The sequence below is a fragment of the Marinobacter sp. C1S70 genome (assembly GCF_000475355.1).
Lineage (GTDB): Bacteria > Pseudomonadota > Gammaproteobacteria > Pseudomonadales > Oleiphilaceae > Marinobacter > Marinobacter nauticus.
Genome location: NZ_AXBW01000095.1, coordinates 22151 through 34083 on the forward strand (window position 1 = coordinate 22151; position 11933 = coordinate 34083).

The 11933-nt window shown below is 56.1% G+C and carries 12 protein-coding genes; 11 read left to right on the forward strand and 1 reads right to left on the reverse strand.

Translation table 11 applies throughout. From position 1 onward, the window contains the following. The first annotated feature begins 101 nt into the window (after positions 1-101). From Q669_RS18915 to Q669_RS18945, 7 genes are all read left to right on the forward strand, one after another. On the forward strand, positions 102-1751 hold the full coding sequence (locus Q669_RS18915) for an AMP-binding protein (protein ID WP_022993498.1): 1650 nt from the start codon (positions 102-104) through the stop codon (positions 1749-1751). Further along, a complete protein-coding gene (locus Q669_RS18920; protein WP_022993499.1) occupies positions 1748-2173 on the forward strand; it encodes a PaaI family thioesterase in 426 nt (141 codons plus the stop codon). Before Q669_RS18915 ends, Q669_RS18920 begins: the two co-directional genes overlap by 4 nt. A gap of 79 nt (positions 2174-2252) precedes the next feature. After that, entirely contained in the window at positions 2253-3059 is an 807-nt protein-coding gene (locus tag Q669_RS18925; RefSeq protein WP_022993500.1) for an ABC transporter ATP-binding protein, read from the forward strand. Then, positions 3056-3778: an ABC transporter ATP-binding protein gene (locus Q669_RS18930; RefSeq protein WP_022993501.1), complete on the forward strand. Its 723-nt coding sequence runs from the start codon at positions 3056-3058 to the stop codon at positions 3776-3778. The genes Q669_RS18925 and Q669_RS18930 overlap by 4 nt, the downstream gene beginning before the upstream one ends. A 72-nt stretch (positions 3779-3850) precedes the next feature. Continuing rightward, on the forward strand, positions 3851-5059 hold the full coding sequence (locus tag Q669_RS18935) for an ABC transporter substrate-binding protein (RefSeq protein ID WP_022993502.1): 1209 nt from the start codon (positions 3851-3853) through the stop codon (positions 5057-5059). Between the two features lie 111 nt (positions 5060-5170). After that, positions 5171-6058, forward strand: a complete 888-nt coding sequence (locus Q669_RS18940) for a branched-chain amino acid ABC transporter permease (protein ID WP_022993503.1) — start codon at positions 5171-5173, stop codon at positions 6056-6058. 2 nt (positions 6059-6060) lie between these two features. Next, positions 6061-7056, forward strand: coding sequence for a branched-chain amino acid ABC transporter permease (locus Q669_RS18945; protein ID WP_022993504.1), 996 nt, complete (start codon positions 6061-6063; stop codon positions 7054-7056). Between the two features lies 1 nt (position 7057). On the opposite strand, the gene Q669_RS18950 is transcribed toward Q669_RS18945, so the two are convergent. Further along, the gene (locus Q669_RS18950) at positions 7058-7780 is read right to left on the reverse strand and encodes an SGNH/GDSL hydrolase family protein (RefSeq protein ID WP_022993505.1); all 723 of its coding nucleotides are present in this window, start codon (positions 7778-7780) and stop codon (positions 7058-7060) included. Positions 7781-8654: 874 nt separating this feature from the next. Here Q669_RS18950 and Q669_RS18955 point away from each other — a divergent pair. From Q669_RS18955 to Q669_RS18970, 4 genes are all read left to right on the forward strand, one after another. Further along, positions 8655-9233: a hypothetical protein gene (locus tag Q669_RS18955; RefSeq protein ID WP_152525076.1), complete on the forward strand. Its 579-nt coding sequence runs from the start codon at positions 8655-8657 to the stop codon at positions 9231-9233. A gap of 522 nt (positions 9234-9755) precedes the next feature. Continuing rightward, complete coding sequence (locus Q669_RS18960) at positions 9756-10493, forward strand: carbon-nitrogen hydrolase family protein (RefSeq protein ID WP_022993507.1); 738 nt, start codon at positions 9756-9758, stop codon at positions 10491-10493. A gap of 91 nt (positions 10494-10584) precedes the next feature. Further along, the gene (locus Q669_RS18965; RefSeq protein WP_152525077.1) at positions 10585-11100 is read left to right on the forward strand and encodes an ankyrin repeat domain-containing protein; all 516 of its coding nucleotides are present in this window, start codon (positions 10585-10587) and stop codon (positions 11098-11100) included. An 86-nt stretch (positions 11101-11186) separates the two neighbouring features. Further along, positions 11187-11729: a DinB family protein gene (locus Q669_RS18970; protein ID WP_022993509.1), complete on the forward strand. Its 543-nt coding sequence runs from the start codon at positions 11187-11189 to the stop codon at positions 11727-11729. Positions 11730-11933 lie beyond the last annotated feature (204 nt).

Below are 11933 nucleotides of genomic sequence, written 5' to 3' on the forward strand. Positions count from 1 at the left end.
CCTTCCTTTTTAGCCTAAAGTTTACCTTTACGTAAAGTGAAGGTTGTGCTAAACCTGACTAAATCTTGTGCAACCAACAACGACAACAAATGGAGTGTACGATGAGCCTACCGCACTACAACGAGGTGTATGACAACTTTGATGCGGCCGCACTGGAAGCGGAAATCCTGGACGGGCGCCTGGACAGTGGCCTGAACGTCTGTCACGAAATCTGTGATAAATGGGCTTCCGACCCGCAAAAGGTTGCGCTGTTTTACGAGAAAGTGGGTGGTGGTGATGGCCTGCTTACCTTCGCAGAGCTGAAAGCAGCCTCGGCCCGCTTTGCCAACTATCTGAAGTCTCATGGTGTCAAAAAGGGTGACCGGGTAGCCGGCTTGCTGCCGCGGGGCCCGGAACTGCTGATCGTGATTGCCGGCACCTTGCGCCTGGGTGCGGTTTACCAGCCGCTGTTTACCGCGTTTGGCTCCGGGGCCATTGAATACCGCCTGGAAAAAGCCGGCACCAAACTGGTGGTCACCGATCCGGACAACTATCCCAAGCTCAATGACGTCAACAACTGCCCGCCGGTGTTGTGCGTGAACGCCGCCGCCACGGGCGAGGACGTTGCAGACTTCCAGCAGGTGCTGGACCAGCAGTCAGACCAGTGTGAGCCGGTGATGATCACCGGCAGCGATCCGTTCCTGCAGATGTTCACCTCCGGTACCGTCGGTAAAGCGAAAGGCGTGGCCGTACCCGCCAAAGCCCTGTTAGCGTTCTATGTGTACATGAAGTACGCCATTGAACTGCGCGACGACGATGTGTTCTGGAATGTAGCTGACCCCGGCTGGGCCTATGGTCTGTACTACGCCGTTACGGGCCCGCTGTTAATGGGCCACGCCACGCATTTCAACCCCAACCCGTTCACCCCTGAATCCACCTACGACATGATCCGCAAGTACAAGATCACCAACCTGGCGGCGGCGCCCACGGCGTATCGGCTGTTGAAGGCCAACGATCAGGTCTTGCCGGAAGGGGAGAATCTGGGGCTGCGGGTGTGCAGCAGTGCGGGTGAACCGCTGAACCCGGAAGTGGTGAACTGGATTGCCCGCCGGCACTTCTGCCCGGTCAAGGATCATTATGGCCAGACAGAAACCGGTATGACCTGCTGCAACTTCCATGGCCTGGAGCACACCATTCGCCAGGGCTCCATGGGGTACTCATCGCCCGGGCATCGCGTGGTGGCGCTGAACGAGAAAAACGAAGAGGTGGGGGCCGGCGAGATTGGCCAGTTGGCGGTGGATATCAAAGCCTCGCCACTGTTCCATTTCGATGGTTACACCTGGGGTGAGAAAGACCCGTTCGTGAACGGCTACTACCTGACCGGTGACATGGTGATCTGCCATGGCGATGGTGGCTATTCTTTCAGTGGCCGGGACGATGACATCATCACCACCGCAGGCTACCGCGTGGGGCCGGCTGATGTCGAAAGTACCTTGCTGGAACACGCCGCTGTTGCCGAATCCGGTGTCGTGGCCAAGCCCGATGAAAAGCGCGGCTCGATCATCAAAGCCTATGTTGTGATCAAAGCTGGCCAGGAGCCGGTGGACGACCAGGCGCTCAAGGAGGAGTTGCAGGAACTGGTTCGCCGTCGTCTGTCCACCCACGCCTATCCGCGTGAGATCGAATTCGTGGATGAACTGCCGAAAACGCCCAGTGGCAAGATCCAGCGCTTCGTGCTGCGCAACCGGGCCCAGGATGAGGTGCCGGCATGAAAGTGACCTTCGAAGAGCTGAAAGACTTCCTCGAGGTTCAGTTCCCCCAGGGGGCCGCATACGGCTCCCTGGAGGCACTGGGTGACGGCTGGGCGGAAATGACCCTGGCCGTGGAGGATGATCACCTGCGCCCGGGCGGGACCGTATCCGGGCCTGCGATGATGGCGCTGGCGGATGTCACCATGTATGCAGCCTTGCTCAGCCGGATTGGCCTGGTGCCGCTGGCGGTGACGACGAACCTGAATATCAACTTCCTTCGCAAGCCGGTGGCACATGCGCCGATACGGGCACGGGCGACCCTGTTGAAGGTGGGACGCACCATGGGCGTGGGCGAAGTTTTCGTCTATTCCGATGGCATGGAAGACCCGGTAGCACACTCCACCATGACCTACTCCATACCGCCCGAGAAATATCAAAATTAATTCTTGACGTTTACGTTTACGTAAATCTAATCTGTGTGCTAGTTGCGAAATACAACAATAACAAAAGGTGAAGTGGCTCATGAGTGAACAGTACGTTCTCGAGACCCGTAACCTGGTCAAGGAATTCAAGGGGTTTGTCGCCGTTAACGACGTCAACCTCCAGATCCGTCAGGGGGATATCCATGCCCTGATCGGCCCCAACGGTGCCGGCAAGACCACCGTATTCAACCTGTTGACCAAGTTCCTGATTCCCACCCGTGGGCAGATTCTGTATCGCGGCGAAGACATCACTCCCCTGAAATCCGCCGCCATTGCCCGTAAAGGCATTGTTCGCTCCTTCCAGATCTCTGCCGTGTTTCCCCACATGACCGCGCTGGAAAACATTCGCGTGGCCCTGCAAACCGCAGAGGGCTCCTCCTACAGCTTCTGGAAATCCGGCAACTCCCTGCACAAGCTCAACGAGCGCTGCATGGAGCTGCTGGAGTCTGTCGGCCTGGCCGAGTTCGCCAATACCACCACGGTGGAGCTGGCGTATGGCCGCAAACGGGCGCTGGAGCTGGCCACCACCCTGGCCATGGAACCCCAGCTGTTGTTGCTGGACGAACCCACCCAGGGCATGGGCTCGGAAGACGTTGACCGCGTAGTGGAACTGGTTCGCAAGGCCGCCCGGGGTCGCACGGTACTGATGGTGGAGCACAACCTGAGCGTGGTCAGCAAACTATGCGACCGCATCACGGTGCTGGCCCAGGGTGCTGTATTGACTGAAGGCGATTACCAGACGGTCTCTGCCGACCCGCGGGTGCGCGAGGTGTACATGGGCAGTGACGGCAGCGGCGAGCGGGGGTCACAGGCCGACGCCAGCGAAAACGTGGAGGCGGCCCAATGAGCAAGAATCCGGACCGCGAATACGAGCAGCTGCGCATTTCCGGCCTGCACGCATTCTATGGAGAATCCCACATTCTGCACGGCATCGACATGGTGGTTCAGCGGGGCGAACTGGTCACACTGCTCGGCCGAAATGGCGCCGGGCGCAGCACCACGCTGAAAGCCATCATGAACATGGTGGGCCGGCGCACGGGCTCCATCATGATCAACGGCGAAGAAACCATGCAGTGCGCGCCTCATCATATTGCCCGGTTGGGTGTCGGGTATTGCCCCGAGCATCTGGGCATTTTTTCCTCCCTCAGCGTGCAGGAAAACCTCACCCTGCCGCCGGTGGTGCGCAGCGGTGGCATGAGCCTGGAAGAAATCTACACCATGTTCCCCAACCTCTATGAACGCCGCTTCAGCCAGGGCACCAAGCTCTCCGGGGGCGAACAACAAATGCTGGCCATGGCCCGCATTCTGCGCACGGGCGCCAACATGCTGTTGCTGGATGAAATCACCGAAGGCCTGGCCCCGGTGATCGTGGAGAAACTGGGGGAAGTCCTGATAGCCCTGAAGAACAAGGGCCTGACCATTGTTCTGGTGGAGCAGAATTTCCACTTTGCCGCGCCGTTGGCCGACCGACATTACGTGGTGGAGCACGGCCAGATTGTGGAAGAAATCAGCGCCAACGAACTGAGTGCCAAACAGTCGGTGCTGGATGGTTATTTGGGGGTCTGACCCCGGATAGAACGAGAGTAATAAGAGCAACAACAACCCGAACCAACGCAAGACAGTAGCGGAGAAACAACAATGACAATGATGAAAAAGCTTCTGACCTCAGCCGTTGCATCAGCTCTGATGGCCAGTGGTGCCCAGGCGGCAATCTCGGACAACACCGTAAAAATTGGCTACCTGGCCGATATGTCCGGTACCTATCGAGACCTGGCCGGCCCCAATGGCCTGACTGCCCTGGAAATGGCGATCAAGGATTTCGGCGGCACCGTCAATGGCGCCAAGATTGAAGTGGTGAGTGCCGACGACCGCAATAGCCCGGACACGTCTTCCAGCACCGTTCGCCGCTGGGTGGAAAACGACAAGGTGGATATGGTGGCCGGTATGGTGGCTTCATCGGTGTCCATCGCCGTGAGCAAGATTCTGGAAGAAAACGACCGGCTGGGCATTGTCTCCGGCTCTGCCGCGTCCAGCATCACCAACGAACACTGCACGCCCAACCACATTCACTACGTTTACGACACATACCCGCTGGCTAATGGTACGGCCAGTGCGGTGGTCAAAGAGGGTGGTAAAACCTGGTACCTGTTGACTGCAGACTACGCCTTTGGCCATGCCCTGGAGGCCGACGTGACCCGGGTGGTTGAAGCCAACGGCGGCGAAATTGTGGGCAGCGTGCGTCATCCGTTCCCGACCCAGGATTTCTCATCTTTCATCCTCCAGGCCCAGTCCTCCGGAGCGGATGTGGTCGGCTTGGCCAACGCCGGTGCAGACACCACCAACGCCATCACCACCGCCAGTGAGTTCGGGGTAACCCAGGCGGGCCAGACACTGGCGGCGTTACTGCTGTTCCTTACCGACGTCCATGCCCTCGGTGCGGAAACCGCGCAAGGCATCCAGCTGACGACCGGCTGGTACTGGGACATGAACGACGAAACCCGCGAGTGGTCTGATCGCTTCATGAAAGAAACCGGCGTGCGCCCGACCATGGTTCATGCCGGCATTTACTCCAGCACCATGCAATACCTGAATGCGGTGGCCGCCACTGGCTCGGATGATGCCCAGACCGTGCGCAAACAGATGATGGATACACCCATCAACGACATGTTTGCCAAGAACGGCAAAATCCGGGTAGACGGCCGTATGGTGCATGACATGTACCTGGCGGAAGTGAAAACCCCGGCGGAGTCCAAGAATGAATGGGATCTGTACAAGATCCTGCGGACGATTCCGGCGGATGAGGCCTACCGCCCGCTCTCTGAGAGCAAGTGCAAGCTGGTGAACTAAGCAACGGGGAATTACCCGGTGCCCGGTCTCTAAGCGCGACCGGCGCCGGGTACCCGCCCGGACGAACACCCCAACAAAAACAACGTCTGCGCTGCTTGTGGAGTTAGCAACATGACCATGATTTTCGGCGTCCCCCTTGCTGTGCTGTCTGGCCAGCTGCTGATCGGGATTATCAACGGCGCCTTCTACGCCCTGTTAAGCCTTGGCCTAGCGGTTATCTTCGGTCTGCTGAAGATCATCAACTTCGCCCATGGCGCCATGTACATGCTCGGTGCCCTGGTCACCGTGGTTCTGTTTGATCTGCTGGGCGTCAATTACTGGGTCGCGCTCTTCGTCGCTCCCGTACTGGTTGGCGCGTTCGGTATGCTCATTGAATACTTCCTGCTCCGGCGCATTGCCGGCCAGGATCATATCTACAGCCTGCTGCTCACCTTCGGGGTGACCCTGATCATCCAGGGTGTGCTCACCAATATCTACGGCGTGTCCGGGCTGCGCTATTCCATGCCGGACATGTTCAAAGGCGGCATCAACCTTGGCTTCATGTTCCTGCCGTACTACCGGGCCTGGGTGATCGTGGTGGCCCTGCTGGTGTGTTTCGGCACCTGGTTCATCATCGAGAAAACCAAACTGGGCTCCTACCTCAGGGCGGGCACAGAAGACTCACAGCTCATGCAGGGCTTCGGCATTAATGTGCCCTTGCTGGTGAGCCTGACCTACGGCTTCGGCGTCATGCTGGCCGCCTTCGCCGGTGTGCTGGCCGCGCCCATTTACTCGGTGACCCCGGTGATGGGTTCCAACATTCTCATCGTGGTCTTTGCGGTGGTGGTGATCGGGGGTATGGGCTCGATTGGCGGGGCCATTATCACGGGCATCCTGATGGGCGTGATCGAAGGCCTCACCAAAACGTTTTATCCGCCGGCGTCCTCGGCCGTTATCTTCCTGGTGATGGTGGTGGTGCTGATGATCCGACCCACCGGCCTGTTCGGTAAGGAGGCATAATCATGAACCAGCCTGTTAATCCTGCCGATATCCACAAAGCCATTGTCGAGCAGCAAAAGATCCAGGACCGCAAGAAACTGATGGTGAACGGGGTTCTGCTGCTGTTGCTGCTGGCCGCGCCCTTCGTGATGTACCCGGTCTTCCTGATGAAGATCCTGTGTTTTGCCTTGTTTGCGGTGGCCTTTAACCTGCTGTTCGGCTTTACCGGGCTGCTGTCCTTCGGCCATGCGGCCTTCCTGGCTACCGGGGGTTACACCACGGGGTACCTGCTCAGCAATTTCTCAGGGTTAACCACCGAGATGGGCATTATTGCTGGTACCGTCACGGCCACCCTGTTGGGACTGGCCTTTGCATTACTGTCGATCCGCCGGCAAGGCATCTACTTTGCCATGGTGACCCTGGCGCTGGCACAGCTGGTGTTCTTTTTCTTTGTGCAGTCGGAATTCACCGGCGGCGAAGACGGCATGCACGGCATCCCCCGGGGCGAGCTGTTTGGTCTGATCAATCTCGAAGACAACCTGAACATGTACTACTTCGTACTGGCGGTGTTCATCGCCTGTTACCTGCTGGTACAGCGCATTGTCAGCAGCCCGTACGGGCAGATCCTGAAAGCCATCAAGCAGAACGAGCCGCGGGCGGTCTCGCTGGGTTACAACGTGGATCGCTACAAGGTCCTGGCCTTTGTGATCTCCGCCGCGCTGGCGGGCCTGGCCGGCTCCATGAAGTCCGTGGTGTTCCAGCTGGCGTCCCTCAACGATGCCCACTGGCATATGTCGGGCGAGGTCATCCTGATGACCCTGGTGGGCGGCATGGGCACCCTGCTCGGGCCGGTGGTGGGCGCCACCTTCGTGGTGAACATTGAATATCAGCTGTCCCAGGGGCCACTGCGTGACTGGGTAGACCCGATCCTCGGCGGCATCTTTGTGCTGACGGTACTGGCCTTCCGCAGCGGGATTGTGGGCGAGCTGCAGAAATTCATGCGCAAGAACCTGGGATGAGTTATGGGGGCGGCAGCCCCCAGTCCTGTTCGGCCAACGCCTGCGCGATAGCGCGGTAGCCCTTGTCGCTCGGGTGGTAGCCGTCCCGGGCGAGCAGGGCAGGGTCTGACACGGTGGGGTAACCCAGATACCGGAAATCTTCCGGGCTCCGTGCGGCAAGCACCTGATACACCCTGTCCAACTGCCGCGCCCGCCATCCCATAACCTGGCGCAGGGGTGCCAGCAAGGCCGAGAATTTGTCCATGGGTGGCACACTAAGCAGCGTAATAGGCGCCTGATACCGGGTTGCCAGGGTTTCGCGGAGCTGAATCAGTTGCCGGCGAAACCGGAACCGGGGAGTGAAACCGGTGGTGTCGTTTACCCCCATGCTCAGTAATACTGCATCTGCCGGTGGCAAGTCGGCGGAGCCCAGCGCATCAAGCAGCGCACCCAGCCGAATACCATTCACCCCAAAGGTAGACCAGCCAATACAGAGCCCGGTGCGTTGATGTAACTGCAACGCCAACTGGCTTGCCAGACCCTGGGCGTGGCTTTCAACCCCCACGCCCGCCGCAGTGGACTCGCCCAGCACCAGCAACCGTAAAACAGGCTCTCCCTCGCCGTACTGGCCTGCGCAATCCCCAGTGGCCTCTGGCAACCGTGGTGTTACCCGCCGGGTGCGTTTGCCCTGATAGAGCAACACCGGAAACAGCAAAGCCGTGGTCAGCCAGAAAGGCGCGTGCATAAAGGAGCCTCTTTCAGCGAGGGCAAAGTCCAAGTATTGCAGGATTCCCCCATGCCAAACCAGCCAGAAACATCATTAAGCCCGGAGTTATACGAACGCGTTCGCAAAACTCCGGGCAGGTACCGGGAAATGTTGCTAACCTTCTGATAAGTTTGAAAAGGAATATCGGGGCGTGCGGAGTTATACGCCCCCAATCTGGAGCAGGGGTGGCTCAAACACGGGCGTATAACTCCCGCGGTAGCCGTGGTGGGTTCAGGTAATTTGCTGATTTTATTGGTGAAGCTGGGGTTTGTGAGGGCCGCGAATTTTGGAGTTATACGAATGTGTGTTATACGAACGCGTTCGTATAATTAGCTGTTAGTGGCAAAGGCTTCGGCCCTTTGGGGTGGCCGTGTGCCAGTGGCCTTGGTGCCAGGCCTGGCAGTCAAACCCGCATAATCGGGTGAGCACCAAGGCCGTCGGAGTCCGCGTCCGGTTTGGTTGCCTCAACCATCAGCGGTGTTGGTAGCAATTCCGGTGTTCACCGTGTGGGGCTGTCCGCCGAACATTTGGTCTGGATCTGATACCTTTGTGTTCAGGTTCATCCGCCGAAAGCTTGGCGGTGGTTTCAAACAAAGCATATCGGCCCAAGCCGGTGCAAGGTAACGGAGTGGGCCGTCATGGCCAGTGCCAGGGAGCGGGCAGTGTCAGTACCTGCCACTAACCAGGCGGTCAACCGGACGCCAAAAGCGTGGCGCTTTTGGTTCCCTCCGCTGTCGCTCCGGCGCCGGTTACCTCAGCGTTATATTTGAAGGGAACTATGTCGTACGGAGTCATACTAGCCAAGATTCTTCCTCAAAAGTACGTGGCTGACTTCCTTGACGGAAACCTGTACATGAATACGGACGCGTATTTCGTTACGGTTGAATCGTCCGATGCACTCCGGTCAGATACTCATGAAGGAGTGGATGAAGCGTGGCAGTTCAAAGAAATCTCCATTCGAGACAGCTCCGGTAACTGGACGCCGATTGGCGGTGCGCAAAGCCCGTTGATGTACCGGTACGGAGAAAAAGAAAGCAGAAACATCCTCTGTATGTATATGTTTACTGATAAGCCCGACTTTCATTTCGATGAGCGAAACATTGGCTTCGGGGATGCGGCTGTGATCATAACTGACTTAAAGGAGTTTGTGAGGCGCTACAGGGCGGCAGCACAGGACGCCGGTAAGCGGCTGCTACACGGTCCGGTCGAATACGTCGATAAACGAAACTATCATGGCCAAATGGGGCCATTCCGAAAGTTCTCGGAGTACCAATATCAAAGCGAATTTCGCTTTGTTCTGTTCGGTGAGAACGGAGAACCGCCCAAGCCCATACAGTTTTCTGTGGGCGATATCAGAGACATTGCGATGGTTTTCTCAAGCAACCAATTACCGGAGTTGCCAAAGGTAAAGTCTCAGGGTGGTCGCAACTAAATATAACCAGGCCAGGCACGGCGACGCCTTTTTCGTTGCGGCTTCGCCTCCACTACAAAGGCGCGCATGCTGGCAGCGTTAATGGCTAAGGCTTCGGTCTTTTGGGTGGTTTGGTGCCAAAGGCCTTGGTGCCGGGCTTGGTAGCTAAACCCGCTTAATCTGGTGAGCACCAAGGCCGTCAAAGTCCGCGTCTGATTTGGTTGCATCACTCAGCAACAGGGTTGGTAGTAAATTCGGTGTTCGCCGTTTGGGGCTGTCCGCCGACAATTTATTGTGGATCTGGTACCTTTGAGTACAGGTTCATCCATCGCTGGCTTGGCGGTGGTTTCAAACAAACCGTATCGGCGTAAGCCGGTGCAAGGAAACGGAGTAGGCCGTCGCGGTCGTTGCCAGGGAGCAGGCAGTGTCAGTACCTGCCTTTAACCAGTCAATTAAGTTCGCTCCCGGCCTGAAGGCCGTCCGCCGGACGCCCCTGACGGGCCGCCGCTTATCTCCGCGTTATATTTCAAGAAGGAACATGTAGTGGGGCTGAAAATTGCGGTGGCTCAGATATCATCCGAAAGTGGAGCCATTGGCCAAAACGTGGAGAGACATTTAGCGGCCATCGAGGTTGCCGCGCAATTCAATGTTTCTTATCTTACATTTCCCGAGCTTTCCCTCACAGGTTATGAGCCTGAGCTCTCGCTGAATCTTGCGATGTCAGTTCACGATAGGCAACTTAAGTCTTTGCAAGTTGCGGCGAAAAAACACGGTATTTTTGTGGTTGCTGGGGCGCCGGTTGCAACGGACACTCTTCCTGAGATTGGATCTTTCATCTTTGCGCCAGATGGAAGCATTCGCACATATACGAAAATGCATCTTCATCCTGGAGAAGAGAAGTACTTTTCCGTTGGTAATCGCTACGAACTAACCCCAGTGCGTAAACATTTAATCGCAAACGCCATCTGTGCGGACACAAATGTCGCAGATCACGTAGCTGGCTGTGTTGAGAAAGGTGCAAAAATCTATATATCCGGCGCGATGATAACGGGTAACGGATACCCTAAAGATACCGAAATATTGAGAAATTATGCTCGTAATTACGGAATCGTGGTAGCGATGGCAAATCAAAACTCGCGCTCAAGCAGTGGGCTTCCTTGCGGTAAAAGTGCTATTTGGTCACGCTCTGGTCTACTCGTTTCAGCCAATGAGAGTCAATCAGCTATAGTCGTTGCGGAAAGCTCATCGGCTGGCTGGTCTGGGGGAGTAATTGAAATATAACCAGTCAGTCAACCGGACACCAAAAGCTTATTGCTTTTGGTTCCCTACGCTGGCGCTCCGGTGCCGGTTACTTATGCGTTATGAGTTCTGAGTGGTGCAGATGTTCAAAGCTTACGATGAGCTAATTGAGAGCAGTGAATACGTGTCAATCGATGAGCTGCTGGCTCATGGTTTTGATCCCGGCCAGCCGGATAACGATGGTCTATTTGTCCTTGAACCTGTGTGCCGGGCGCTAGACTTGGATTTAGCCTGTGAATTGATTAGGGCCGGAGCAGATGTGAATTCAAAAGGCAGCACTGGATTTACTCCTCTGCTCTCAACAATTGACTGCGCCAACCAAGACCCAAAGAAAGCTGTTCAGCTTGTCGAGCTATTGCTGGAACAAGGTGCCAACATCGAGGGAAGAGGTGATTGGGATAAAACGCCCTTTCTCAAATCCTGCACGCGAGGCGTCGCCGAGTTAACACGGCTGCTTGTTTCTAGAGGTTGCGACATACATGCAACCGCTACTGAAATTGGGGGCAATATGGGAGCTTTGGAATTCGCTGACACGCCGTCAAACAGTAGGGAATTTCGGCAATATGTCGGTAGTTTGTTCCACTCATAACAAGGTGGTCAACGGGACGCCAACTACGCTGCGCTCCGTTGCCGCCCATTACCACTGGCGTTATACAGTAGAAGGACCTCAGTCAGATGAGCCTGAAACAACATTTTGAGCTGATGGCCGAATACAATCGGTGGATGAATGAGAGGGTATATGGCGCCGCAGGCAACCTGAGCAAATCGGCTCTTTTAGAAGATCGAAGAGCCTTCTTCGGGTCAATATTGGGTACGCTAAACCATATCGTTGTTGGGGATACGATTTGGCTAAAGAGGTTTGCTGCACAACCAGCAAGCGCTGAACCACTACGTGAAATCACTGAGCTAGCGGCTCCCAAAAACCTCAACCAAATAATTTTCGAAGATCTTGATGAGTTGTATAGCCACCGAAAGTGGCTAGATGAGAAAATCATCAAATGGATTTCAGGGCTCACTGATAGTGATTTAGATTTTATTCTCAGCTATCAGAATACCAAGGGTGTGCCCGCCACCAAACGATTTTCCTCCTTGATCTATCATTTCTTCAATCATCAAACTCATCATCGGGGGCAGGTAACTACGCTACTTTCGCAATCTGGCGAAGACGTTGGGGTAACGGATTTGCTAGCACTGATCCCGAATCAGAACAATGTATAACCAGGGGCTCCAGCGGACCGGTTTTCCGGCGCGGTGCGCCTCCAAATCGGCCGCTGAGCCCGGGCGTTATATATTCTCTGTCTTGTGAGCAAAACTTATGGAATCTGTTGAGGGATGAATCTTTCTGATAAATTACTGCATGCCATAATAGGTTCTTTATTGGTCATTTTTATCGTGACCTATCCCGGATTTCTCATGACGGGA

What these genes read in the sequence shown, in the direction of transcription:
- Q669_RS18940 (WP_022993503.1), top strand. Translation starts at nt 5,171, where the DNA reads ATGACCATGATTTTCGGCGTCCCCCTTGCTGTGCTGTCTGGCCAGCTG.
- Q669_RS18915 (WP_022993498.1), top strand. Translation starts at nt 102, where the DNA reads ATGAGCCTACCGCACTACAACGAGGTGTATGACAACTTTGATGCGGCC.
- Q669_RS18920 (WP_022993499.1), top strand. Translation starts at nt 1,748, where the DNA reads ATGAAAGTGACCTTCGAAGAGCTGAAAGACTTCCTCGAGGTTCAGTTC.
- Q669_RS18945 (WP_022993504.1), top strand. Translation starts at nt 6,061, where the DNA reads ATGAACCAGCCTGTTAATCCTGCCGATATCCACAAAGCCATTGTCGAG.
- Q669_RS18955 (WP_152525076.1), top strand. Translation starts at nt 8,655, where the DNA reads ATGAATACGGACGCGTATTTCGTTACGGTTGAATCGTCCGATGCACTC.
- Q669_RS18935 (WP_022993502.1), top strand. Translation starts at nt 3,851, where the DNA reads ATGACAATGATGAAAAAGCTTCTGACCTCAGCCGTTGCATCAGCTCTG.
- Q669_RS18950 (WP_022993505.1), bottom strand. Translation starts at nt 7,780, where the DNA reads ATGCACGCGCCTTTCTGGCTGACCACGGCTTTGCTGTTTCCGGTGTTG.
- Q669_RS18925 (WP_022993500.1), top strand. Translation starts at nt 2,253, where the DNA reads ATGAGTGAACAGTACGTTCTCGAGACCCGTAACCTGGTCAAGGAATTC.
- Q669_RS18930 (WP_022993501.1), top strand. Translation starts at nt 3,056, where the DNA reads ATGAGCAAGAATCCGGACCGCGAATACGAGCAGCTGCGCATTTCCGGC.
- Q669_RS18970 (WP_022993509.1), top strand. Translation starts at nt 11,187, where the DNA reads ATGAGCCTGAAACAACATTTTGAGCTGATGGCCGAATACAATCGGTGG.